The organism is Blautia sp. DFI.6.71, from assembly GCF_020593585.1.
Classification (GTDB): Bacteria; Bacillota; Clostridia; order Lachnospirales; family Lachnospiraceae; genus Blautia_A; species Blautia_A wexlerae.
The window spans coordinates 11,469-34,908 of the sequence record NZ_JAJDMJ010000006.1; the positions used below are offsets into that span (position 1 = coordinate 11,469).

A 23,440-nucleotide genomic window follows, 5' to 3' on the forward strand; every position below is an offset into this window, starting at 1 on the left:
ATCTTCGGATGTCCTTTTTAGTTGCGGATTTTTGATGCCGGATTTATAATAACAATAACAATGACAACAGGAGGCAGCTTCATGCAGAATCAACAACCATCAACTTTAAAGGAAATACGTGTCCATGGTACGCAGGACTTTCCCTGTGCATTTTACCAGACAGGAACAAGGATAAAAGGGAATATGGTGAAACACCACTGGCATGAAGAAGTAGAACTGCTTTATTTTTCGGGTGGAGAGTTCTGTCTGGAAGTAAATATGGAACGTTTCAACATTTCAGAGGAATGTTTTTATTTTATTAATCCCGGGGAACTTCACAGTATTTCTGTTGAAAAAAACGGCGGCTGTGTGGAAAATGCGGTGGTTTTTCATATGGATATGCTAAACTCTGCATATGCTTTGGATCAGATTCAGACGAATCTGATCCAGCCGGTACAAAATGGCAGTATCCAGTTTCCGAGATGTCTGCGAAAGAATGAACCGGCATTTGAACCGGTAAGAAAATCTTATGAAGAAATCCGTAATGTATTTGGAGGAGATTCTTTTCGGGAGAATTATTATGACGGCGAGGCGGTTACGGATGATATCACCCGACAGTTGTTTATCAAATCAGCGCTGCTTCGGATTCTGGCAGTTCTGTCTGCGAATAATCTGTTTGAGGTAACGGAGAAGAATCATGACCACAGAATTGAGACGATCAAGACAACACTGACTTACATACAGGAGAATTACAAAGAGAAAATCTATATACGTGACCTTGCAGGACTGATCGGGATGAATGAGCAGTATTTCTGCAGATTTTTCAAGAAGGTGATCGGGCGTTCGCCTATGGAATATGTGAATGAGTACAGGATAAAAAGGGCCATTCATTATCTGAAGGAGTCTGATCTTACAGTTACGGAAATCTGTCTGGAATGTGGATATAATAATCTGGGAAATTTTCTGAGAGAGTTCAGAAAATATACGTCAACAACGCCGTTGCAGTACCGCAGACATTCATTAAAAGAAACACAGTAAATAAGAATATCGGTAATATAAAAAAGTCAAAATTTTGTATTTTTTTATCAAAAAAAGATAAGACAGAAGCCTTGGATTCTGATATAATTGCCGTAAATGAAAAAGAGACCTTAGGCGCTAAAGGTAAGAGGTATAATACCGGGGACAAAGCAGACAATAGCGCCGGTTAATAAAAAACACAGGAGGATTTTTACAATGGTAAAGAAATGGTGGAATGAAAAGGTTGCTTATCAGATTTACCCGAAGAGTTTTTATGATACCAATGGAGATGGAATTGGAGATCTGAGAGGTGTTATTGAGAAGCTTGACTATCTGAAAGATCTGGGAGTTGATATTATCTGGCTTTCCCCCTGCTACCGCTCTCCGTTAGCTGATCAGGGATATGATATTTCAGATTATTATGATATTGATCCTCGCTTCGGAACCATGGCAGATATGGATGAACTGATTGCTGAGGCTAAGAAGAGAGATATGTACATTCTGATGGATCTTGTTGTAAACCATTGTTCTGATGAACATGAATGGTTTAAAAAAGCATGTGAGGATCCGGATGGTAAATATGGTAATTTCTTCTATCTGCGTGACAAGAAAGAAGGAGAACTTCCAACTAACTGGCGTTCTTATTTCGGCGGACCTGTATGGGAAGATCTTCCAGGAACAAATAAACAGTATCTGCATGTTTTCCATAAGAAACAGCCCGATCTGAACTGGGAGAACCCGGAAGTAAGGGAAGAAGTTTATAAGAATATCAACTGGTGGCTGGATAAAGGTCTTGGTGGATTCCGTATTGATGCGATTATCAATATCAAGAAAGCACTTCCGATGCATGACTATGAGCCGGATCGTGAAGACGGTCTTTGCAGTATCAGGAAGATGCTGAAAGAAGCGAAGGGAATCGGCGACTTCCTTGGCGAGATGAGAGACCGTACATTTAAGAAATACGATGCATTCTCTGTCGGTGAAGTTTTCGATGAGAAGGATGAAGAGATTCCGGATTTCATCGGCGATAATGGATATTTCTCCAGTATGTTTGACTTCGAAGAGACTATCTGGGGGGCATCTGACAAGGGATGGTATGACTGCAAACAGATTACTCCGGATGCCTACAAGAAATGTTGCTTTACAACACAGAGAAAAATTGGTGATATCGGATTTGTTTCCAATATTATTGAAAATCATGATGAGCCTCGTGGTGTCAGCAGATATATCCCGGAAGGTGACTGCTGTGACGCAAGTAAGAAGATGCTTGGCGGTCTGAACTTTATGCTTCGCGGACTTCCTTTTATCTATCAGGGACAGGAACTTGGTATGGAGAATGTGAAGTTTGAATCTATTGATCAGGTAGATGATATTTCCAGTCTGGATGAGTATAAGGTAGCTTTGGAAGCAGGATGTACACCTGAGGAAGCACTGAAAGCTGTTTCCAGATTCAGCCGCGATAATGCCAGAACACCGATGCAGTGGACAGATGGTGAGAATGCAGGATTTACGACAGGTAAACCATGGCTGAAGGTCAATGCGAATTATACAAAGATCAATGCAGAGAGCCAGATGAATGATCCGGAATCTGTGAGAAGTTTCTATAAGAAACTTATCGCACTGCGTAAGAATCCGGAATACAAAGAGACTGTTGTTTACGGAGAACTGGAACCTGTATGGGAAGATGTACATAATCTGATGGCATACTATCGTAAAGGGGATAAGACTCTTCTTGTAGTTGGTAATTACCAGAAAGAGCCACAGACCATTGAACTTGCAGGAGAGTGCAGGAAGGTTCTGATCAATAACTATGACAATGTAGCTATGGATGGAAATAAGATTGAACTGCAGGGTTATCAGTTCCTTGTTATTGAGATGTAGCAGAAGAAAAAAGAACGGAAATCCAGGTATGATATGTACCTGGATTTTCGTTCTTTTTGTATCTATGAATTATAGCAATCTTCTCATAGCAATCCTCGTAAATAATGCATATTGCTCCCGGCTCATCGGAGCGTGAAATCCCGCGACAGATATCCCTGAGTGCCTTATAAAGCTGAACCGTCATCGGAGGAATCATCTTCAGGGGGATTCAGAATCTTTACGCTGTCGCGTACTACAAGTCTGACCGGAAGAGAAAGATTCGTTGTTTTTGGATTCCAGCCATCAATCATTTTGAACAGATATTCTGCGGCAATGGTTCCGCGCGAAAAGATATCCTGATGAATAGTGGTGAGTGAAGGACAAGCAAGCTGCGCATACAGATTATCATCAAATCCGGTGATGGAGAGATCTTCCGGAAAGCGGATCCCTTTGGCTTTAAGATATTTCATCAGGGTAACTGCGTAATAATCGGAACAACACATAAAGGCAGTGAACTTGTGTGCGACTGCATAAATCTCCTCCATACTTCCCTGGCGTTCATATTTGGAAGGGCGGATCACGATCAGATTATCCAGATCAATATCCAGTCCGTATTCCTGAAGTGCCCGTTGATGCCCGGTGTATCGGATATAGTCTACACCTTCCATATTGTCGGCAAGAAATGCGATTTTTCTGTGACCGCAGTCAAGAAGATACTTTGTCATCAGGTATCCGCCCTCTTCATCGTCAAGACCGATATTAACGTATCTGGCAATATTCTTTGGAGTGTAACTGTCGATAAGGACAGCAGGTTTTTTGTACTTACTTCTGATTTTGAGATAATCGTCGTGGAGCATACCGATGAGAATCAGTCCTTCAGTGTTCCAGCCTACTATATTGCGCACAATTTCTTCAATATCTTCAGAAATATAGATCATCATATAATACCCCTGCTCACGAATAGCAGATTCCAGAGCTCCCAGCAGTTCGCCGTGAAATGGATCTGTGAAGATATTCTCGTATTTATCCTTTCGCCTTTTTAATACAATTCCGATGAGTCTGGAATGGTTCTGTGCGAGATTTTTTGCATTCATATTTGGGACGTAATCATATTCGTCCAGAAGTTTCTGAACTTTCTCAGCAGTTTTCTGAGAAACTTCGCTGGTTTTTCCATTAATGACATTTGATACTGTGGTGGTACTGATTCCAAGCATCTCTGCCATTTCTTTAATTGTTATCATGTGAGATTCACCTCAATACAAAAATATATAAATATATTATCACATTGGGATATGAAAATGCAAGTGTTGCACAAAAAAGTTTGAATAAAATAAAAGAAAATTGTAACTGTTGCTCATAAGTTGTTTGGGAGAGAACGATAATAATTAAAAAATGCAAAATATAAGGCTGTCGTCAAAAAATATCTGACAACAGCCCTGCACGGAATATTATTTCTGGATTACGATTGCTTCGTAAGGTCTGAGAGTGATTTTATGGTTTACTTTTGCATCAATGTAATTGGAGATAAGAACTTTTCCGTTTGTAAATTCTTCAGGAAGCTCTACTTCACGTGTATTCTCGCTGAAATTGCAGTATACGATCAGTTTTTCATCGCCAAGTGTACGGATATAAGCGTAGATATCCTTGTCATCATCAAGGATCAGATCATAGGTACCGTATACGATCAGTTCACTTTCATGGCGGAGCTTGATCAGTTTCTGATAATATTTGAATACGGAATCTTCGCGGTTAATCTGATCTTTGGCATTGATCTTAGTGTAGTTCGGGTTTACCATAATCCAGGGGTTAGCTGTGGAGAAACCTGCGTAAGCACTGTCGTCCCACTGCATAGGGGTTCTTGCATTGTCACGTCCCTTATAACCGATTGCTGCCATCATGTCCTCTTCGGTCATCTTACCCTGTTCGGTTAATTCGTGGAAAGCATTGATACTTTCAAGGTCGCGGAAGTTGTCAAGAGTGTTAAACGGGCAGTTTGTCATACCCAGTTCCTCACCCTGATATACATAAGGTGTACCCTGCATCATATGGATACATGTTGCAAGCATTTTTGCAGAGATTTCTCTGTATTCGTCACTGTCATTGCCGAAACGGGAAACGCTTCTTGGCTGGTCATGATTTTCCCAGTAGAGACTGTTCCATGCAATATCCTGAAGACCTTTCTGCCAGCGTGTAAGGATTTTTTTCAGGTTGCGCAGATCCATCTTTCTGGTTGTCCATTTGCCGGCTTTTTCATCACTGTCAACATCCATATGCTCAAACTGGAATACCATGTTCAGCTCTTTTTCATCGCTTCTTGCATATTTCTTTGCCTCTTCCAGAGTAACACCTGAGCATTCGCCTACAGTGATCGTGTCAGCATTATTCAGTGCTTTCTGACGCATTTCCTGAAGGTATTCATGTACATGAGGACCGTTTGCGGATACATTGAAGGTTGCATAGCCGTTAATTCCAGGTTCTTTGTCAGGAAGCCCCGGCTCTTTGGAGATAAGGCTGATAACATCCATACGGAATCCGTCAACGCCCTTTTTCAGCCACCAGTTCATCATATCGAAAACATCCTGACGTACAGCAGGATTGTCCCAGTTCAGATCAGGCTGTTTTTTGGAGAACAGGTGCAGGAAATACATATCTGTTGTCTTGTCGTATTCCCATGCAGGACCGGAGAAGCAGGAACCCCAGTTGTTCGGAAGGCTTCCGTCTTCTTTTGCAGGACGCCAGATGTAGTAATCTCTGTAAGGATTGTCTGTGGATTTGCGGCTCTCGATGAACCATTTGTGTTCATCAGAGGTATGGTTTACAACCAGGTCCATCATGATTTTGATGCCTTTTTCGTGAGCTGTGGCAAGCATACGGTCGAAGTCTTCCATGGTTCCGAATTCGTCCATGATCGCCTGATAATCACTGATATCATATCCGTTGTCATCATTTGGTGATTTGTAAACCGGAGAGAGCCAGATTACGTCAATTCCAAGCTCTTTTAAATAGTCAAGTTTGCCGGTGATACCGTTAAGATCACCGATTCCGTCTCCGTTGCTGTCGCAGAAGCTGCGAGGATAGATCTGATATACGACGCTTTCTTTCCACCATCTTTTTTCCATTGTAAAGACCTCCTGATAATATTATATTTTAGTACGTTTGATTTGAATAAGAATTATGTGAGCTGACTATAGCAATCCTCTCAATATGCGTTATTTACAAGGATTGCTGTAAATATCTTTTGCCCCTGATAATTTAGAATTTGTGTATAGTTGTATTGTATAAATATATAATAAATACTTTATAGAGAAAATACTTTCGATATTTTGACGAATTTGTGCATTATTTTGACCTTTTGACAAAATTATAGAATTGCTGTAAGTAAATCCCATGCTTCAATCGCGAATATCCGATTGCCAATCCTGTAAGACATGCCGCGAGGAGTGTTGCTGAGAACGGAGAGAATCAATGTCATTAACTTAAACAATTTGCCAATGGAAAAGAATGATAAACCGAACAATTTAAGGGGATTCTGCACGATCACGCTGGAGGATGTTTTCTGTCTGAAAAACATTGCCCATTCTATCAATGCAGCATTTAAAGAAGACTGGGAGAGGGCTGTCATGGATGAGTATCAGAAAAAGCTGAATTATACCCGTGATCGGAAACAACAGCAGAGAACCGGAAGATAACAGGGATATTGTTTAAAATAAAGGGAGAGTGCCATTATGGGTGATGGTAGATCTGGGACTGCTATAATAAGAATTTTTTTAGAAAAATCATAAGATAAAATATAAAAAATATCAATAAACTTTGTTTTTTTGTTTAAGATAATCGTTATACATTATATAGAGATAAATGGTTGATGCATTTTAGGAGAAAATTTGTGTTTGAAAATAAAAAAATTCAAAATTTATTTTTGAATGAAGAAAAAGTAGAAGATTTGATACGGAGATATTATTCTGATATATACAAATATTGTTTTTTTCATCTTGGGAATAGGGAAATAGCAGAGGATATTACTCAAGAGGTTTTTTTGAAATTTTTAAAAAGCCTTGATAGTTATCGTGAATATGGGAAATTAAAAAATTATTTATATGTAGTGGCAAAAAATACAATAAGAGATTTTCAGCGAAAAAAATACGAAATAACAGAGGAACCAGAAGTGGAAGCTTCTTGCGATGGAGCATTAGATAATATTCCATTACAGATAGATATATGGCGAGAAATACAGATGTTAGATCCATTAGATAAGGAATTGATTATATTGCGATATTATCAGAATTTTAAAGTAAAAGATATTGCTCAAATTGTAAATATTCCGCCTTCAACTGTGGGGTATAAAATTAAAAAGATAGAAAAAATATTAAAAAACAGATTAGGAGATATAGGATATGAGCGATAAAGCGTTGAAGAAAAAATTGCAACAATTACATATACCACAATATGATGAATATAAATTGGAAAAAGTTATTGTTGAAGCAAAAAAAATAGATTTGTTTTCAGGAAATCAAAGAATGACAAATACTGAATTTTTTTTGAACCAGCTGGGGTTTATTAGTAAAAAAGTATGGAGTTTAAAGGCGGTTTTTTCAATTTTTATATTATATTTGATTTTAGCAAAGGATGTTTACAGTAATAACTGGGTGTGGACGTTAATAGCAATAACAGGTCCTATTTTATGTTTGTTTAATGCTAAAGAAATATGTAATGTATTTCAACCTGGAATGTTTGAAATACAAATGGCTACAAAACATTCATTTAGTAAAGTTTTAATGATCCGTTTAATCGTTTTCGGCATTTTTGACCTGCTTTTTCTGATTTGTAGTACTATAATACTATCGCTTGTAAAGAAAACGGTAATATGGCAGATTATTTTATACGGAATAGTTCCTTATGAAATAATGTGTTTTGGCTGTATGTACATTTTAAATAAATGTCATGAAGAAAACATTCTACTATATTCAACGACGTGGGGAATATGTTTAAGTAGTAGTATTATTATATTGAAAATATCGGGAGTGGACTTATTTGCAACATGTTATTTTGCCATTTGGTTAGTGTTTGGACTAATTGCAGTTAGCGGTATTGGAGTGGAAATAAAACAGTTATTAAAAAAAGCAGGAGGGAATTTGAATGAGATTAGTAATGGAACATTTATCTAAGCAATTCAAAAATAGAATTGCTGTTGAAAGTATTGATACAGAACTTAGAGAAGGCGTTTATGGCTTTTTAGGAGCCAACGGTGCAGGAAAAACAACCCTAATGCAAATGATTTGTGGAATTATTGAGCCGACTGCAGGTGAAGTGAAAATTAACGGTGAAAATAATATACAGATGGGGGAACGATTTAGAGATATGTTGGGTTATTTGCCACAAGAATTTGGGTATACACCAGGTTTCACCGCTAATGATTTTATGTTATACATTGCTTCAATTAAAGGATTACCTCCTAGATTCGCAAAAAGAAAAACAAAAGAATTATTAAAACTTGTGAATTTAGAAAAAGATGCAGGTAGAAAAATTAGGACTTTTTCAGGAGGAATGAAAAGACGGCTTGGTATTGCGCAAGCACTATTGAATGATCCTAAAATATTGATTTTAGATGAACCGACAGCAGGACTGGATCCTAAAGAACGTGCTTATTTTAGAAATATTATTGCGGAAATGTCAAAGGACAAAATTATTATTATATCTACACATATTGTGTCAGATATAGAATATATTTCAGATCAAGTATTGATCATGAAAAAGGGAAAATTTATTTTACAAGGTCCAGCCGACGAATTGTTGAAAGAGGTAAAAAATGAGGTATGGTCGTGTAGAGTGCCTAATAATCAATGGAGTAATTTTGAAAGAACACATTGTATTGCTAATTCGCATGTAATGAAAGAAGTTATAGAAGCAAGAGTTATTTCTACGTCATCCCCAATAGAGGGTGCGATAATTGTAGAACCAACTTTGGAGGATTTGTATTTGAAGCTTTTTTCTGATGAGTTACAAGAAGGGTAGTAAATCTAATGAGTGAGATGATTAAATATGAATGGAAAAAAATATGGAAAAGTAGATTAGCTCAACTAGTTATAATTGGTTGTGGATTGTTTTTAGTGTTTTGTGTTTGGGCCAGTATTATGCAAATAAGTGCGACAAATGAAAAAGGTGAAAATTTTTCGGGAATGAGTGCTGTAGAAGTGATGAAGAATACGCAGAAGAAAATAGAATTAACACAGGAAAACGTTAATGATATAGTAGGACGGTATTTAAAATACATTTCAGATCCTGGTACAAATTCAGAAAGCGAAACATATCATTACTTGTCAGAAGAAGTATATAGAACGTTTTATCTTCCGAACAGAGAGTTATTGAGTTTAGTTACTAATGTATATAGAGAACCGGGAAGCGGTAGTAGTATAAAAGAAGTTTTGGAAGAAAATGTTGGGAAAGATTTTCGGAAAGCACAAATAAAAAGAGACATTGCATATATAAATTTGCAAAAAGAACAAGGACGATTGACATCTGGTGAAGCCGATTACTGGAAAGAAAAGATAGGAAATTTGCAGGAATATCAATATGGTTATCACAAGGGATGGAGTATGATTTTAGATACATTAACATGGCCTGTGTTAATTATGATGCTGATTTGTATAGGAATTGCACCAATATTTGCTGGTGAATATCAGTCTAAATGTGATTCATTAATTTTATGCATGAAATATGGAAGAAGTAAGTTGATTTTGGCAAAGATTATTTCTGGATGGTTATATGCAACAGGTGTTTACTGGGGAATAACATTGATCTATTCAAGTATCTATATGATTTTTTTAGGAACACAAGGTGCAGATTTACCTATTCAATTAAAGTATCCAGCTATGTCTGTCGGATATAATCTTACAATGGGAGAAGCGGTAGGAATAACATTATTATTGGGATATTTCTTTACATTAGGAATTATGGGAATAACACTTTTTATGTCTGCTTTATTGAAAAACACTTATGCGGTTATTATTGTCGCATTTCTGTTGATTATAATCCCAACATTTTTATCACTGGATACGGGGGGATATGTGTGGAGCCATGTACTATCTTTACTACCACCTAAAATAGCAGATTTTTCCTTTCAGTCGTATACGGCATATAGTATAGGAAATATTGTGTTGAGTTGGCCGGTTATGGCAATTTTGGTAAATGCAATAGTAGCAGTACTCTGTTCAGTTTTGGGATATATTATTTTCCGGAAACATCAAGTAAATAAATAGCAAAGGTTTCAGTGGAGAGGCCTCTCCACTGTGTCTAGGGAATATTCCCTAGACACAGTGATATAAGGATGTGAGGGATTGAGAAAAGAAAAAAGTCGTATGATAAATAACACTATATACTGCATAAAATATATTTGGAAAATTGACCGTAAATATATTTTATTGATGATAGTAATTTCTATACTTACTAGAGCGTGTATGTGCCGTAATGGTATCGCATTTTCCAGTGCGTTAGGCGACAGTGATAACTGCAGCAACTGCGGTTGCAACTGCTTGCCTTGGAATCATGGCTCTAATGCTTCTACAGCAAGTAATGCAGACAGAGCAAGCGCGTAAATTTGTATGAATAATACGGGAGAAAGGCTGCTTTCATCATTGGGTGAAAGTAGCCTTTCTCCTATTTGTTAGGGCAAAGCCCTGTTTGCCATTGTGGAGTTTTTCGCTGTTCCGAAAAACGGAGCTTTGGAAAAAAATAAACCACCTGCTATGAAGGTGAGACAGTATCTCTATAACTTTTCCAGTTTTTTGCACTTAGGACCATTTCACTTCAGTTCTTCTGGTACCTGTGCTGATCCCACTCCAAATAAAAAACAGAAGTTGAATTTTTATGCCTAAAAGAAATCCAATCCAAGACGTACAGATAAAGAATGGCTGAATCTGATCCAGGAATACCGGTCCAGTGGTCTTTCTGATAAATGCTGATGCCAGGAACATCATATCCACACAAGCAACTTTTATTGCCAGATATGAAGACTCCGACAAAAAGCCTGTAAGATACCTGTATATTACAGCCTATAAGTTAAATATGGAAAAAATCGGACTTACATCTCGCTTAGGGAAAGTAAATATTATGATGTTGAAAAGGGCGAATTTCTTTTCTGCTTCACCGAAAACATCAATAAAATCAAAAACAGACAGGAATGGTTTCAGTCTGATCTGGAAGAAGAGTATCTTCATGAAATCTATCCTCTTTACAGTCCTGGTGAGGAAGATGATGAATATGAAGATGAGGATGGTGAAAAATGTTCTATTATGCGGAACAATGTCTAAGGATAGTGATGTGTGAACAGCAACTGGACAGACGGTGAAAGAGGATTTTCGAAGTTTCGAAGTCTTGTATGTGATGGATAAATATTGTATAGTATAGGTATTGGCATTTATAACGAGATAGAAGAAACGGCAGAAAATATAATATATGAGTGAGGAAGAATGAGAAGGATACAGATTATTGTAAATAATGGAGCGGGTACAGGGCGGGCGCACAGGGTATGGAATGAGACACAGTGTCTGCTTCGGGGATACAAAATAAAATATGAAGCCCATATGACCAGATATGAAGGGCATGCCGCGAAACTGGCTGAGCAGATTTCCCGGGTGAAGGGTGAAGAGCCTGTCTATCTGCTGGTGGTTGGGGGAGACGGTACGATCAATGAAGTCCTGAATGGTATTACTGACTTTGATAAGGTACGTTTTGGCGTGATACCCACTGGTTCAGGGAATGATTTTGGCAGAAATCTGAAACTGCCGAAAACACCGAAGGAGAGCCTGAGGGAAATCTGTGCCTGTATCAGAAAGGATCAGAGAGGTGAAGCACTTTACAGGATAGATCTGGGGCAGGTAAGCTGGGAAGGCTGTGAGAAGCCGCGGATTTTTGGAATCAGTTCCGGCCTGGGACTGGATGCACTTGTGTGTAAAAAAGCACTTCATTCCAGACTGAAACAGGTTTTAAATCGTTTCCATCTGGGTAAGCTTACATATCTTGCATTGACGGTGCAGTCTCTTTTTACCATGGAGACAGCTAATGCAAAGGTGGTGACAGAACATGGAGGCTATATTCTTCCGAAGATGATCTTTGCGGCAGCTATGAATCTGCCGGCAGAAGGCGGAGGGGTTCCTATGGCACCTCATGCATCGGTGCAGGACGGTCTGCTCTCGCTTGGCAGTGCATCCGGAATCGCCAAATGGCAGACTTTTTTCCTGCTTCCGTTTCTGGTTGCTGCAAAGCAGGAGCATATTAATGGTTTTATTATCAGAAATGAAAAAGGATTTCGCCTGATTCTGGATAAGCCAATGGTGCTCCATGCAGACGGAGAGTACTGTGCAGATGTGACGAGAGTGGAATTTCGGTGTCTGGAGAAGAAACTGTGGCTGCTGCATGAGCAGAAAGGGGATTAAAGTAAGACCTGAAACAATATAAAAAACAGAAAAACAGGAGTGTAAAGAAAAATGAGTTACGCAGATGATGTATTTATAAAAATGTGTCAGGATATCCTGGAAAACGGGACAAGTACGGAAGGAGAAAAAGTCCGCCCTGTGTGGGAGGATGGAACTCCGGCATATACGATCAAGAAATTCGGAGTGGTAAACAGATATGATCTGAGAAAGGAATTTCCGGCTATGACACTCAGACGTACAGCGTTAAAGAGTGCCATGGATGAGATCCTCTGGATCTGGCAGAAGAAATCCAACAATATCCATGATCTTCACAGCCATATCTGGGACAGCTGGGCAGATGAGAGTGGTTCTATCGGTAAGGCATATGGGTATCAGCTTGGCGTGAAACATCAGTACAAAGAAGGAATGATGGATCAGGTAGACAGAGTGATCTATGATCTGAAAAATAATCCGTTCAGCCGAAGAATTATGACTAATATTTATGTGCATCAGGATCTCCATGAGATGAATCTGTATCCCTGTGCATATTCCATGACATTTAATGTGACACAGACACCGGGGAACGATAAGCTGACTCTGAATGCAATCCTCAATCAACGTTCCCAGGATATCCTTGCGGCGAATAACTGGAATGTATGTCAGTATGCACTTCTGCTTATGATGGTGGCTCAGGTATGTGATATGGAAGCAGGGGAATTGCTTCATGTAGTGGCAGACTGCCATATCTATGACCGTCATATCCCGCTGATAAAGGAACTGATCCAGAGAAAACCATATCCTGCACCTGTTGTGAAACTGAATCCGGAAGTGAAGGATTTCTATCAGTTTACAACAGATGACCTGATCGTGGAGAATTATGAGACATGGCCGCAGATTAAGAATATTCCAATTGCCGTTTAACCAAACTGTGGAGCAATTATCTGGTTATGAGCAAGTAGCGAATGCGGATGATTTTGTTCGCCTGACTTAAATTGACAATATAAAATCAAGAGAGGAAAATTCAAATGAATGTTATCGTAGCAGCAGATAAAAACTGGGGAATCGGCAAGAACAACCAGCTTCTGGTAAGTATTCCGGCAGATATGAAGATGTTTCGTGAGGAAACAAGTGGAAAAGTAGTAGTGATGGGAAGAAAAACTCTGGAAAGTTTTCCAAACGGACTTCCGCTTAAAAACAGGATCAATATTGTGATCACATCCAATAAAGAATATGAGGTAAAGGGTGCGATCATAGTACACAGTATTGAAGAAGCACTGGAAGAGATAAAGAAATATCCGGCAGAAGATGTTTACTGTATAGGTGGTGACAGCATTTATGCGCAGATGCTTCCGTACTGTGATGTAGCTCATGTGACAAAGATTGACTTTGCATATGAAGCAGACAGTCATTTCCCAAATCTGGATGAAGATGATGAATGGGAAATTACGGGAGAGAGCGATGAGCAGACATACTTTGATCTGGAGTATCAGTTTGTGAAGTATGAGAGAAAGAAATAGAAGGAACAAAGCAGAGCTGGAAAAGCCGGAAAAACCAGTGATATAAAAGAAAAAATATCCCTCAGAATGTGTTTAAACTGATTCTGAGGGATATTTTTGTATAGTGGTGTATGAACAGCAACAATTCTTCTGATATTGAAAATCGTTAACTGTCTGCAGTCAGGTGTTATTTATTCAATAACTTTCAGCCATCCTTCCGGAGCCTGGATACGTCCCATCTGGATACCTGTTAATGTGTCATAGAGTTTCTGGATAACCGGACCCATTTTCTCCATTCCGCTTGGGAAACAGATTTCTTTACCATGGTCAACAATCTTTCCGACAGGAGAGATAACTGCAGCAGTACCGCAGAGACCACATTCAGCGAAATCTTTCACTTCATCGAAGTATATTTCTCTTTCCTCAGCTTCTAATCCCAGGTATTCCTTGGCAACATAGATTAAGGAACGACGTGTGATAGAAGGAAGGATACTGTTGGACTTCGGTGTGACAACTTTGCCGTCTTTTGTAACGAAGATGAAGTTAGCACCGCCTGTTTCTTCTACCTTGGTACGTGTAGCTGCATCAAGATACATGTTCTCATCGAATCCGTTCTTGTGAGCATCTACGATTGCATGTAAGCTCATTGCATAGTTAAGACCTGCTTTGATATGGCCTGTTCCATGAGGTGCAGCGCGGTCGAAATCACTGACGCGGATTGTAATTGGTTTAGCACCGCCTTTGAAGTATGGTCCTACAGGTGTAGTGAATACACGGAACATATACTCATCAGCAGGTTTTACACCGATAACCGGGTTAGTACCCATCATATATGGACGAACATATAAAGTTGCGCCTGAACCGTATGGCGGAACATATGCTGCGTTAGCTTTTACAGTCTGAACAATTGCATCAACAAAACGGTCTTCCGGGAATACAGGCATCTCAAGTCTCTTTGCTGAGTTTGCCATACGTTCTGCATTTAAGTCAGGACGGAAAGTAACGATATGTCCGTCTTCTGTAGTGTAAGCCTTCATTCCTTCGAAAACTGTCTGCGCATACTGGAAAACACCTGCACATTCGTTCAGTGTTACATTAGGATCTGTTGTCAGTTCTCCGGCATCCCATGCGCCGTCTTTGAATTTAGATACATAACGATAATCGGTCTGTACGTAACCGAAGCCTAAGCTGCTCCAGTCGATATTCTTTTTTTCCATAATGAATCTTTCCTCCGTTCACACATATTTACAGTATTTACAAGTGTGATTACTGTTTATCTCTTTACCATTGTAAAACTTTTGTCTGCTAAGTTCAATGGGAAATTTCCAATTTTAATGAAAAATTGAAAAATCGTTACTGTTCACATACAGTAACAAAAAATCCGCCAGTCTTGTTTTTTATAGAGGATTTCGCTATAATATGGAATAGAAAATGGAGGAAAATATGAGCGAGAATTTTGATGAATTAGGAGAACTTGGAGACAAAATAAAAAAGATCATAGACACAGCAGTTTCTACTAAAGATTACCGCCAGATGACCGAGGATATTAAGCAGACGGTGGGACAGACTGTTAACAGCGCAGTAAATTCTGCTGTAGATTCCGGAAGCGAGGCAATCAAAAATGGTCTGAATAATGTATTTGGAACCGTAAACAGTCAGTCCGGTGATTCCGGGGTATACCGCAATAAAACAAAAGAATTTGAAGAAAAGCGCAGGCGGGAACGTGAACAGGAGCAGGAACGTCAGAGAATTGAGAAGGAGAAAGCAAAAGAGAAGATGCTGACTCTTTATGAAAGGAACACCGGGGGAAGAATGAAAGGTATGATGATTGCTGTTTCAGGTGGAATCCTTGCCAGTGGAATGGGACTGGGAACTCTGGTCCTCAGCATCTTTGGAGCGGTGGGGCATATGAGTTCCCTTGTGACCGGTGGAACCTGTTTTATGGCAGTCGGAGCTTTGACAGGAGTGGGACTTCTCGCAGGCGGCATTAAAAAACTGGGTAAACTGGAACGTTTTCAGAAGTATATTGACACACTGGGAAATCACACATACTGTAATTTTGAACAATTATCTGCAGCAGTAAATAAGCCGGTGAAATTCGTTAAAAAAGATATTAAAAAGATGATTGATGACAGATGGTTCCGTCAGGGACATATTGATGAACAGGAAACCTGTCTGATCACCAGTAATGAGACTTATCTGCAATATACGCAGACGCAGAAGGCACTTGAGCAGAAGAAACAGGAAGAAGAAAAACATCAGGCTGAACAGGAGAGAAACAGAAAGAACACACCGCTCGAAGTACAGGAAGTGCTGAATAAAGGAAATGAATTTCTGGATAAGATCCACAGGAGCAACGATGCGATTCCGGGAGAGGAGATTTCTGCAAAAATATCCAGAATGGAACTGATTGTGGAGAAGATTTTTGAACGGGCGCAGAAGCATCCGGAGATTATTCCGGATCTGAAGAAACTGATGAATTATTATCTGCCCATGACAGTAAAGCTGCTGGATGCATATGAAGAAATGGATCAGCAGCCTGTGCAGGGAGAGAATATCCAGGCATCAAAAAAGGAGATAGAGGATACGCTGGATACACTGAATCAGGCATTTGAAAAACTTCTGGATTCTGTCTTTCAGGATACTGCGTGGGATGTTTCAAGTGATATTTCAGTGCTTCATACGCTGCTTGCACAGGAAGGTCTGACAGATGATGACTTTGCAAAAATGAAAAAGAACTGAAAATAAAAAAGGATAAAAAGGAGCGGCAGAGGACATGGGAAACGAATTTAAAGATTTTGAAATGGAAACGCCATCATTAACACTGGAGCCGGATCTTGGAGAGCTTGAAAAGAAAGAAGAAGTGATCCCCCAAAAGCAGCTACAGAAGGAAGAAGTGCCTGTACTGACACCGGAAGAACAGAAAATGGTAAATGATTTTGCTGCAAAGATTGATATTGAGAATACTAATCAGATTCTTCAGTATGGTGCAGGAACCCAGAAAAAAATGGCGGACTTTTCTGATACAGCTCTTGAGAATGTAAAGACACAGGATCTGGGTGAGATTGGAGAACTGATCAGTAATGTTGTGGGAGAACTGAAAGATTTCGATGTACAGGAGGAGGGAAAATTCTTTGGATTTTTCAGAAAGCAGACTTCTAAGATTGAAAATCTGAAAAACAAATATGACAAAGCACAAGCCAATGTGGAGAAAATCACAGATTCTCTTCAGCAACATCAGGTGCGCCTTATGAAAGATTCTGCTATGCTGGACAAGATGTATGAACAGAACCTGAATTATTTTAAAGAACTTACCATGTATATCCTTGCCGGAAAAAAGAAACTGGAAGAAACCAGAAACGGAAAGCTTGCAGAAATGAAAAATAAGGCAGCTCTGAGCGGGCTTCCCGAAGACGCGCAGGCAGCCAGAGACCTGGATGAGAAATGTAGCAGATTTGAAAAGAAACTGCATGATCTGGAACTTACCCGTACGATTGCCATGCAGACAGCGCCTCAGATCCGGCTGATCCAGAATAATGATACGGTAATGGTTGAGAAAATACAGACAACGATCGTAAACACAATTCCATTATGGAAAAGTCAGATGGTGCTTGCTCTGGGAATTGCTCACTCTGCAGAAGCGGCACAGGCACAGAGACAGGTAACAGATATTACCAATGAACTTCTCAGAAAGAATGCAGAGACACTTCATATGGCAACGGTTGAGACAGCGAAAGAATCAGAGCGTGGAATAGTTGACCTTGAAACACTCCAGAAGACAAATGCAGATTTGATCCAGACTCTGGATGATGTGATGCGGATCCAGATGGAAGGCCGTCAGAAGAGACAGGCAGCAGAGATGGAAATGCATCGCATGGAAGAAGAACTGAAGAGAAAACTTCTGGAAATCAGATAACTGTTCAGCAGTACACATAAATTAATCAAACTGTAAAGCGGATTGTGAATATCCGTTTGATACCAAATGAGAGAAGAGGAAAATTATGTACAGAGATCATACAAAAGTGATTCAGATCGGAGACAGAAAGATTGGCGGCGGCAACCCGGTTTTAATCCAGTCCATGACAAATACAAAAACTGAAGATGTAGAACAGACAGTAGCTCAGATCCTGGCACTGGAGCAGGCTGGCTGTGATATTATCCGTTGCGCAGTACCGACTATGGAAGCTGCAAAAGCACTGAAGGAAATCAAAAAACAGATCCATATACCACTTGTGGCAGATATCCATTTTGATTATCGTCTTGCTATTGCAGCCATGGAAAACGGTGCAGATAAGATCCGGATCAATCCCGGAAATATCGGCAGTACAGAGCGAATCAAAGCAGTGGTTGATGTGGCAAAGGAGCGAGGAATACCCATTCGTGTTGGTGTAAACAGCGGTTCTCTTGAGAAAGAACTTGTGGAGAAATATCATGGAGTCACTGCAGAGGGGCTGGTGGAGAGTGCGCTGGATAAAGTTCATATCATCAAAGACCTGGGATATGACAATCTGGTGATCAGCATCAAATCTTCGGATGTCCTTATGTGTGCAAAGGCTCATGAACTGATCGCGGAGAAGACGAATTATCCACTTCATGTAGGAATCACAGAAGCCGGAACTCTTTATTCCGGAAACATTAAATCTGCTATCGGACTGGGGATCATCCTGAATCAGGGAATCGGTGATACCATTCGTGTCTCTCTTACAGGAGCGCCTTTAGAAGAGATTAAATCAGCAAAACGTATCCTGAAAACCCTGGGGCTTCGCAAAGGTGGCATAGAAGTTGTATCATGTCCAACCTGCGGACGTACACAGATCGATCTGATCGGTCTTGCAAATAAGGTAGAAACCATGGTGCAGGATATCCCGCTTGATATTAAAGTAGCAGTTATGGGTTGTGTGGTAAACGGACCCGGAGAAGCAAAAGAGGCAGATATCGGAATTGCAGGCGGAGTTGGTGTGGGACTTCTGATCAAACATGGTGAGATCATAAAGAAAGTTCCGGAAGATCAGCTTTTGGATACGTTGCGGGAAGAACTTCTGAACTGGAAGTAACATTTGGAACGAAGACTTCCTGTCAGATCAACGAGGAGATTTTATTTTGGAAAAAGACTTTTTTGACGTATTTCCCAGCTTAAAAGTGAAGAAAGAACTGGAAGAACTGCTGGACATGGTTTTTGTGACCAGAGTGTCCTGCAATCCTTCCAGAACTCATATATGGGTGTATATAAAAAGTGAACGCTGGATTCATAAGAAGCATATCTTTGAACTGGAAGAACAGATAGAGAGACAGATTTTTGCAGGACTGAATGTAACAGTTACAGTTATTGAGAAATTCCGCCTTTCCGGTCAGTACAATCCTCAGAACTTTCTGGAAACTTACAGATCCAGCATGGAACTGGAACTGCGCAGCTACAATATGCTGGAATACAATATGTTCAGACAGGCGCAGATTTCTTTTCCCGGAGAAAATGATCTTCATATGATCCTTCCTGATTCTGTAATAGCCAGAGAAAAGAGCGGGATCCTGATCGAATATCTGCAGAAGGTTTTCTGCGAAAGATGTGGAATGGACTTAAAGGTGGAACTTGAGTTCAGGGAGACGCAGGAAAGTAAGTACCGTAAGAATGCAGCAGTGCAGATCGCTCAGGAAGTGGAAAATGTAATCCGTCATGCGAAATTAAACAGTAAGAATGAAGAGCCGGCTCAGTCTGAAGAAGCAGGAACAGCAGAGAAGAAAGCAGAGAAAAAGACTGATAAGGGACAGCAGGAAAAGAAGGACAAAAAAGCTGCATTTGCAGACCGCAAAGACAACAGGAAGGGAGATTTCCGGGGTGGATTCAGAAGGGACAGCAATCCGGATGTTATCTATGGAAGAGATTTCGAAGGAGAGCCTGTTGCACTTGAGACGATTACCGGTGAGATGGGTGAGGTGATCGTCCGCGGACAGGTTATGGAGGTTGAAGCCAGAGAAATCCGTAACGAAAAAACCATTCTTATCTTCCCGATCACAGACTTTACGGACAGTATTGTTGTGAAGATGTTTCTGCGCAATGAACAGGTGCCGGAAGTGACAGAATATGTAAAGAAGGGAGCTTTTCTGAAGTTTCGCGGAGTGACAACCGTAGACCGTTTTGACAGCGAACTGACGATTGCTTCCATAGCCGGAATTAAGAAAATTGCCAATTTTACAACTGCCAGAGTAGATACCAGCCCACAGAAAAGAGTAGAGCTTCACTGTCATACAAAGATGAGTGATATGGATGGGGTTACGGATGCCAAATCTCTGGTGAAACGTGCTTATGAGTGGGGACATCCTGCTATTGCGATTACAGACCATGGGGTTGTACAGGCGTTTCCGGAGGCCAATCACTGTTTCGATGCCTGGGGCGGATGTGTGCCGAAAGATTCTGATTTTAAAGTTCTTTATGGAATGGAAGGCTATCTGGTAGATGATTTAAAAGGTATGGTGACCAATGGAAAAGGTCAGAAGCTGAACGGCAGATTCGTGGTCTTTGACATTGAGACAACAGGTTTTTCTTCGCTGACCTGTCAGATCATAGAGATTGGCGCCGTACTGGTAGAAAATGGTGAGATTACGGACCGTTTTTCCACATTTGTAAATCCAAAGGTACCGATTCCTTTTCGCATTGAACAGCTGACCAGTATCAATGACAGTATGGTCATGGATGCCCCGACTATCGAAGAAGTGCTTCCGAAATTCCTTGAATTCAGCAAGGATGCGGTTATGGTTGCACACAATGCGGACTTTGATATGGGATTTATTATGAAAAACTGTGACAGACTGGGAATCGCACATGATTTTACTTATGTAGATACGGTCGGTATGGCCCGTTTCCTGCTTCCTGCATTGAACAGATTTAAGCTGGATACGGTAGCAAAAGCAGTTGGGGTTTCACTGGAAAATCATCACCGGGCAGTAGATGATGCCGCATGTACTGCAGAGATTTTTGTGAAGTTTGTAAAGATGCTGGAAGAGCGTGATATCCGGGATGTGGATATGCTGAATGAGCAGGGAGCTGTTTCTGTAAATACTATCAGGAAACTGCCGACCTACCATGTGATCATTTTTGCCAGAAATGAGACAGGGCGCATTAATCTGTATAAATTAGTGAGTCAGTCGCACCTGAAGTATTATCACAGACGTCCACGTGTTCCCAAAAGTGTGCTGGAGCAGTACAGAGACGGACTTCTGGTGGGAAGTGCCTGTGAAGCAGGGGAACTGTATCAGGCAATTCTGAGAAATGCACCGGATACTGAGATAGCCAGACTGGTAAATTTCTATGATTATCTGGAGATCCAGCCTGTTGGAAATAACAGATTTATGATAGCAGATGATAAGCATGATATGATCAGTTCCGAAGAAGACCTGAAGGAGATAAACAGGAAGATCGTTAAGCTTGGAGAGCAGTTTAAGAAACCGGTAGTTGCAACCTGTGATGTGCATTTCATGGATCCACAGGATGAGATTTACAGAAGGATCATTATGGCCGGAAACGGATTCTCAGATGCAGATGAGCAGGCACCGTTGTATTTACGTACCACAGAGGAAATGCTGGAAGAATTTGCCTATCTGGGAAGCGAGAAAGCAGAAGAAGTTGTCATTACAAATACAAATAAGATCGCAGATATGATTGAGAAGATATCACCTATTCATCCGGACAAATTCCCGCCGGTCATTGAGAATTCCGACCAGGATCTGAAGAATATCTGTTTTACAAAAGCGCATGAAATGTATGGAGATCCATTGCCGGAGATTGTGGAAAGCAGGCTTGACAGGGAACTGAATTCAATCATTTCCAATGGGTATGCCGTAATGTATATCATTGCACAGAAGCTTGTATGGAAGTCAAATGAAGATGGTTATCTGGTAGGTTCGCGAGGTTCTGTAGGATCTTCTCTGGCAGCTACCATGTCCGGTATCACAGAGGTAAATCCTCTGCCGCCGCATTATCTCTGTCCTAATCCGGACTGCAAATACAGTGATTTTGATTCACCGGAAGTAAAGCAGTATGCAGGTATGGCGGGATGTGATATGCCGGATAAGATCTGTCCGAAATGTGGAACCAGGATGAAAAAGGAAGGGTTTGACATTCCTTTTGAGACATTCCTTGGATTCAAGGGAGATAAGGAACCGGATATTGACCTTAACTTTTCAGGAGAGTATCAGGCTAATGCACACAGATATACAGAGGTTATTTTTGGTAAGGGGCAGACATTCAAGGCAGGGACTATCGGTACGCTTGCGGAGAAAACTGCATTTGGTTATGTGAAGAATTATTTTGAAGAGCGTGGTGTGCATAAACGTTACTGTGAGATCAACCGCATCGTACAGGGATGTACAGGCGTGCGGCGTACAACAGGACAGCATCCGGGAGGCATTATCGTACTTCCTGTAGGTGAGGAGATTGAGAAATTTACTCCTGTCCAGCACCCTGCGAATGATGTGAACAGTGACATTATCACTACACATTTTGATTACCATTCTATTGACGGAAACCTGCTGAAGCTTGATATACTTGGACACGATGATCCCACTATGATCCGAATGCTGGAGGATTTAACGGGAATCAGTGCCAGGGATGTCCCCTTGGATCAGAGGGATGTCATGTCATTGTTTGCAAGTACAAAGGCTTTGAAAATTGAACCGGAAGATATTGGCGGATGTAAGCTCGGATGTCTGGGAATCCCGGAATTTGGTACAGATTTCGCCATGCAGATGCTTATTGACACCAAGCCGAAATACTTCTCTGACCTGATCCGTATTGCAGGGCTTTCTCATGGTACGGATGTATGGCTGGGTAATGCCCAGGTGTTGATCCAGGAGGGTAAGGCAACCATTTCCACAGCTATCTGTACCCGAGACGATATTATGATCTATCTTATCGGAAAAGGAGTGGAAAGTGGCCTTGCGTTTACGATCATGGAGAGTGTCCGTAAGGGAAAAGGTCTTCGTGATGAGTGGATCGAGACCATGAAAGAGCATGGAGTTCCGGATTGGTATATCTGGTCCTGTAAGCTGATCAAGTATATGTTCCCGAAGGCCCACGCAGCAGCATACGTTATGATGGCATACAGAATTGCGTGGTATAAGGTGTTTCAGCCACTGGCATACTATGCGGCATATTTCAGTATCCGCGCCACAGCGTTCTCCTATGAGCTGATGTGTATGGGAAAGGAACGCCTGGAGTATTATATGGCAGAAATTCGCAAAAAAGGTGATTCAGCATCTAAAAAAGAACTGGATACCCTGAAGGATATGCGTATTGTACAGGAAATGTACGCACGTGGATTTGAATTTGTACCGATTGATCTTTATACTGCCAAGGCACAGAGATTTCAGATCGTGGATGGGAAACTGATGCCGTCACTTGCAACTATTGACGGACTGGGAGATAAGGCGGCAGATGCAGTGGTTGATGCTGCAAAACAGGGAAAATTCTTGTCAAAAGACGACTTCCGCGACAGAACAAAGGTCAGCAAAACGGTTATTGATCTGATGGATGATCTGAAATTATTCGGAGATATCCCGCAGTCGAACCAGATGTCATTATTTGACTTTACAGGATGAGCATAAATTCTGTGACCGCAAAGTGTGTTGCAGGGCATGGTGTAGACAGCAACATAAAATGCCCTGACATCATAATATATGATAACAGGA

At 40.6% G+C, this 23,440-nt stretch carries 17 protein-coding genes; 14 read left to right on the forward strand and 3 right to left on the reverse strand.

The features are described 5' to 3' along the window. The first annotated feature begins 81 nt into the window (after positions 1–81). Both LJE12_RS04555 and LJE12_RS04560 read left to right on the forward strand, forming a co-directional pair. A complete protein-coding gene (locus LJE12_RS04555) occupies positions 82–1,017 on the forward strand; it encodes an AraC family transcriptional regulator (protein ID WP_008705743.1) in 936 nt (311 codons plus the stop codon). 195 nt (positions 1,018–1,212) lie between these two features. Next, positions 1,213–2,877: an alpha-glucosidase gene (locus LJE12_RS04560; protein ID WP_008705741.1), complete on the forward strand. Its 1,665-nt coding sequence runs from the start codon at positions 1,213–1,215 to the stop codon at positions 2,875–2,877. Between the two features lie 164 nt (positions 2,878–3,041). Here LJE12_RS04560 and LJE12_RS04565 read toward each other — a convergent pair whose 3' ends face one another. Both LJE12_RS04565 and LJE12_RS04570 read right to left on the reverse strand, forming a co-directional pair. Next, positions 3,042–4,097 carry a LacI family DNA-binding transcriptional regulator gene (locus tag LJE12_RS04565; protein ID WP_008705740.1) on the reverse strand — a complete coding sequence of 352 codons (1,056 nt, stop codon included), beginning with the start codon at positions 4,095–4,097 and terminating at the stop codon, positions 3,042–3,044. A 207-nt stretch (positions 4,098–4,304) separates the two neighbouring features. Beyond that, the gene (locus LJE12_RS04570; RefSeq protein ID WP_008705739.1) at positions 4,305–5,975 is read right to left on the reverse strand and encodes a glycoside hydrolase family 13 protein; all 1,671 of its coding nucleotides are present in this window, start codon (positions 5,973–5,975) and stop codon (positions 4,305–4,307) included. Between the two features lie 324 nt (positions 5,976–6,299). On the opposite strand from LJE12_RS04570, the gene LJE12_RS04575 reads away from it, so the two are divergent. The 8 genes from LJE12_RS04575 to LJE12_RS04610 all read left to right on the forward strand — a co-directional run bounded on the left by LJE12_RS04575 (position 6,300) and on the right by LJE12_RS04610 (position 13,780). Then, complete coding sequence (locus LJE12_RS04575; RefSeq protein WP_227226638.1) at positions 6,300–6,545, forward strand: SpoVG family protein; 246 nt, start codon at positions 6,300–6,302, stop codon at positions 6,543–6,545. Between the two features lie 194 nt (positions 6,546–6,739). Continuing rightward, positions 6,740–7,258, forward strand: coding sequence for an RNA polymerase sigma factor (locus LJE12_RS04580; protein ID WP_020993401.1), 519 nt, complete (start codon positions 6,740–6,742; stop codon positions 7,256–7,258). After that, entirely contained in the window at positions 7,248–8,018 is a 771-nt protein-coding gene (locus LJE12_RS04585) for a hypothetical protein (RefSeq protein WP_008705736.1), read from the forward strand. The genes LJE12_RS04580 and LJE12_RS04585 overlap by 11 nt, the downstream gene beginning before the upstream one ends. Continuing rightward, entirely contained in the window at positions 7,990–8,865 is an 876-nt protein-coding gene (locus LJE12_RS04590) for an ABC transporter ATP-binding protein (protein ID WP_008705734.1), read from the forward strand. The genes LJE12_RS04585 and LJE12_RS04590 overlap by 29 nt, the downstream gene beginning before the upstream one ends. An 8-nt stretch (positions 8,866–8,873) precedes the next feature. Beyond that, complete coding sequence (locus LJE12_RS04595; RefSeq protein WP_008705732.1) at positions 8,874–10,109, forward strand: ABC transporter permease; 1,236 nt, start codon at positions 8,874–8,876, stop codon at positions 10,107–10,109. A gap of 1,209 nt (positions 10,110–11,318) precedes the next feature. After that, positions 11,319–12,284: a diacylglycerol/lipid kinase family protein gene (locus LJE12_RS04600; RefSeq protein WP_008705729.1), complete on the forward strand. Its 966-nt coding sequence runs from the start codon at positions 11,319–11,321 to the stop codon at positions 12,282–12,284. Between the two features lie 51 nt (positions 12,285–12,335). Next, on the forward strand, positions 12,336–13,184 hold the full coding sequence (gene thyA / locus LJE12_RS04605) for a thymidylate synthase (protein ID WP_008705727.1): 849 nt from the start codon (positions 12,336–12,338) through the stop codon (positions 13,182–13,184). Positions 13,185–13,288: 104 nt separating this feature from the next. Further along, positions 13,289–13,780, forward strand: a complete 492-nt coding sequence (locus LJE12_RS04610) for a dihydrofolate reductase (protein WP_008705726.1) — start codon at positions 13,289–13,291, stop codon at positions 13,778–13,780. 170 nt (positions 13,781–13,950) lie between these two features. Here the strand turns inward: LJE12_RS04610 and LJE12_RS04615 are convergent, their stop codons facing one another. Next, on the reverse strand, positions 13,951–14,976 hold the full coding sequence (locus LJE12_RS04615) for a branched-chain amino acid aminotransferase (RefSeq protein ID WP_008705724.1): 1,026 nt from the start codon (positions 14,974–14,976) through the stop codon (positions 13,951–13,953). Positions 14,977–15,202: 226 nt separating this feature from the next. Here LJE12_RS04615 and LJE12_RS04620 point away from each other — a divergent pair, with 226 nt between their 5' ends. The 4 genes from LJE12_RS04620 to LJE12_RS04635 all read left to right on the forward strand — a co-directional run bounded on the left by LJE12_RS04620 (position 15,203) and on the right by LJE12_RS04635 (position 23,350). Beyond that, a complete protein-coding gene (locus tag LJE12_RS04620; RefSeq protein WP_008705723.1) occupies positions 15,203–16,501 on the forward strand; it encodes a 5-bromo-4-chloroindolyl phosphate hydrolysis family protein in 1,299 nt (432 codons plus the stop codon). Between the two features lie 34 nt (positions 16,502–16,535). Then, complete coding sequence (locus LJE12_RS04625) at positions 16,536–17,675, forward strand: toxic anion resistance protein (protein ID WP_008705721.1); 1,140 nt, start codon at positions 16,536–16,538, stop codon at positions 17,673–17,675. 85 nt (positions 17,676–17,760) lie between these two features. Next, positions 17,761–18,813, forward strand: a complete 1,053-nt coding sequence (ispG, locus tag LJE12_RS04630) for a flavodoxin-dependent (E)-4-hydroxy-3-methylbut-2-enyl-diphosphate synthase (protein ID WP_227292090.1) — start codon at positions 17,761–17,763, stop codon at positions 18,811–18,813. Between the two features lie 46 nt (positions 18,814–18,859). After that, complete coding sequence (locus LJE12_RS04635; protein ID WP_227292091.1) at positions 18,860–23,350, forward strand: PolC-type DNA polymerase III; 4,491 nt, start codon at positions 18,860–18,862, stop codon at positions 23,348–23,350. Positions 23,351–23,440 lie beyond the last annotated feature (90 nt).